This window comes from Acidithiobacillus sp. TH-A36 (assembly GCF_057473445.1).
This window is the reverse complement of sequence record NZ_JBYCKP010000211.1, coordinates 1-2,985: the sequence shown is the minus strand read 5'-3', so window position 1 is coordinate 2,985 and position 2,985 is coordinate 1. Positions and strand designations below refer to the sequence as shown.

Below are 2,985 nucleotides of genomic sequence, written 5' to 3'. Positions count from 1 at the left end.
CCAAATTGTCCATCGGGCAGACCCACAGCCCGCCCGGATGCCTGCAGGGCGGTATGGGGATAACTGGCAAAATAATGATCCAGATGTGGCGTATGGGCTTGCGCCCAGCCGTTGTAGGCCCGATTGGGGTTCAGGCCGAAACCATCAAAAATGACTAACAGCACGGGTTGAATGGTCAATGGGTTTCTCGCTTTTCCAGTTCCAGAACATGCAGGGTGGTTTTCAGTACGAAATCCGGGTTGAGGCTCATGGATTCAATGCCAATATCGACCAGAAACTCAGCCATTTCCGGATAGTCTGAAGGCGCCTGACCACAAATTCCAGAGTGGATACCATGCCGTTTACAGCCATCCACGGCGAGGCGGATCATGGTTTTCACGCCTTCGTCGCGCTCGTCGTAGTCAAAGGCGACAATTTCCGAATCCCGATCAACCCCGAGAGTGAGTTGGGTGAGATCATTACTGCCAATGGAGAATCCGTCAAAGCGTTGGGCAAACGCATCAATTAAAAGCACGTTGTTGGGGACTTCGCACATGGCGTAAATTTTCAGGCCATTTTCGCCGCGCTTCAGACCAAATTCTGCCATTTGCGCAAGAACGTCGTCGGCTTCCTGCACGCGGCGTACAAAAGGCAGCATCAAAATGACATTATCCAGGCCCATGGTTTCGCGCACTCTTTTCATGGCCAGGCATTCCAGATGAAAACCTTCTTTGTACGCTGGATGTGCATAGCGGGAAGCGCCGCGAAAGCCCAGCATGGGGTTGTCTTCCTCGGGTTCGAAGCAGCGCCCCCCAAGCAATGAGGCATATTCGTTGCTTTTGAAATCAGACATACGGACCACTACCGGTTTGGGATAAAAAGCGGCAGCCAGGGTGCCGACGCCCTCTGATAGCCGTTCCACAAAAAAATCCTGGGGCTGCGTGTAGCCTTGGGTGAGCTTAGCCAGGGCCAGACGCTCCTGCGGGTCTTTGACCTTTTCCGGGTAGAGCAAAGCCATGGGGTGCGCCTTGATGGTATTGCTGATGATGAATTCCATCCGCGCCAGACCAATACCATCGCTGGGGAGATTAGCCGTCTGGAAAGCAATTTCAGGGTTGCCCAGATTGATCATGATTTTGGTTTTGGGTCGGGGAAGTGCGGCCAGATCGGTATGCTGAACGGTAAATGGCAATTGACCCGCATATATATTGCCCATATCGCCTTCCGCACAGGAAACCGTGACCAGCTCACCGTCGTGCAGTATTTCGGTGGCCGTTTCTGCGCCGACTACCGCCGGTATCCCCAGTTCACGGGCAATGATGGCAGCGTGGCAGGTACGTCCACCGCGATTGGTGATGACCGCCGCTGCATTTTTCATGACCGGCTCCCAATCTGGCGTGGTGGTGTCTGCAACCAGTATTTCACCGGGGCGAAACTCGGCGAGATGTTCAAGACTACGAATAATCCGGACGGGTCCGGCAGCAATTTTACTGCCCACGGCCCGGCCGCTGCCAAGACGTTTTCCACGTTCACCCAGAATATACTCCTCCAGAATTTGTCCCTTTTTTTGCGAGGCAACGGTTTCCGGTCGTGCCTGAACCATGTAAATGGCACCATCGAGACCGTCTTTTGCCCATTCCATATCCATGGGTCGGCTTTCGCCCATTTTCTGGCTGTAGTGATTTTCAATTTTGATGGCGTAATCGGCCAGGATGAATATATCCTCATCATTCAAACAAAAGCGTTCCTGTTCATCGAGATGCGTCGGTACATTGCGGGTCCCGTGGCGGGTGTCTCCCTCGGTATAAATCATCTTGATTTTTTTGCTGCCGAGAACCCTGCGCAAAACTGCCTTTTTCCCCTTCTGGAAGGCGGGTTTAAAGACATAATATTCATCGGGATTGACGGTTCCCTGGACGACATTTTCACCCAGACCCCAGGATGCCGTAATAAAGACGGCATCTCTAAATCCGGTTTCAGTGTCCAGCGAAAACATGACGCCACTGGTGGCGAGATCGGAGCGCACCATTTTCATGATGACAATCGATAGGGCCACCTTGAAATGATCAAAGCCCTGATCAACGCGATAATGAATGGCCCGGTCGGTAAACAGACTGGCAAAGCAACGCCGACAGGCATCCAGCAAAGCGGCCTCTCCGGAAATGTTCAGATAAGTATCCTGCTGACCAGCGAAACTGGCCGTTGGCAGGTCTTCTGCGGTGGCAGAAGAACGCACGGCCAAAGACAGCGTATCTCCGTATTCCTGACGTAATTGGGCGTAAGCGGCCAAAATTTCGGTTTGCAAATCTTCGGGAAGGGGCGCGCTGTAGACGATTTCCCGAGCCTTGGCACCCCGTCTGGCCAGATCGCGAACATTATCGGGGTCGAGGCCGTCCAGTGCCTCATGCAGCTTTGGCCAGGCACCGGCCTGATCCAGCAGATGGTGATAGGCGTCGCCGGTAATGGCAAAGCCGTTGGGTACTTTTACTCCCTGCGGCGTGAGTTGGCGATACATCTCTCCCAGAGAAGCGTTTTTACCACCGACCAAGGGCACATCTTCTATGCGAATTTCATTAAAAAAACGTATGTATTTCGCAGTCATAAGATTTTCTCCAGATAAATCAGAGTAAACACTCTGAATAAAAGATAGTCAAGGAAATGGCTGTGGACAAGCTGTTGCTTTTTATTGGAGGCACTCTGGTATGATTGCCGGCGCAATGGCGAAGGTCCTTAAAATGGATGTGGGTTATGTTTTCATGTCTGACGCATGGCAACTTATGGAATTATATCTTTGAAAAGAAATAGCTCAGACTCTGGCGCTGGTAGGGAAAATCTGTGGCCACCGGAGGCACGCTGGCTTCACGTCGGTATTGCTGTCGGTGTAACCATTCAACTGTTTTCCTCCTTAGGGATGACACCCGATTGGCAACACGCAGATTATGCCAGTTTCACCCAGTTACTGTTCAGCTTTCATGCCTGGGTGGGTTTGACTACTGCACTTTTCCT

1 protein-coding gene and 2 pseudogenes are annotated in these 2,985 nt (G+C 52.1%); 1 reads left to right on the top strand and 2 read right to left on the bottom strand.

The window, feature by feature from the left end:
• Window positions 1–164, bottom strand: a pseudogene (locus AC2VLY_RS05570) (2,3-bisphosphoglycerate-independent phosphoglycerate mutase); the annotation flags it as partial.
• A gap of 11 nt (window positions 165–175) precedes the next feature.
• Complete coding sequence (ppsA, locus tag AC2VLY_RS05565) at window positions 176–2,581, bottom strand: phosphoenolpyruvate synthase (RefSeq protein WP_486921908.1); 2,406 nt, start codon at window positions 2,579–2,581, stop codon at window positions 176–178.
• 189 nt (window positions 2,582–2,770) lie between these two features.
• Between ppsA and AC2VLY_RS05560 the strand changes: the two are divergent.
• Window positions 2,771–2,985: pseudogene (locus tag AC2VLY_RS05560) on the top strand (cytochrome b/b6 domain-containing protein); the annotation flags it as partial.

Excerpts from the sequence above, each read along its gene's own strand:
- ppsA (WP_486921908.1), bottom strand. The coding sequence starts at position 2,581 with ATGACTGCGAAATACATACGTTTTTTTAATGAAATTCGCATAGAAGAT.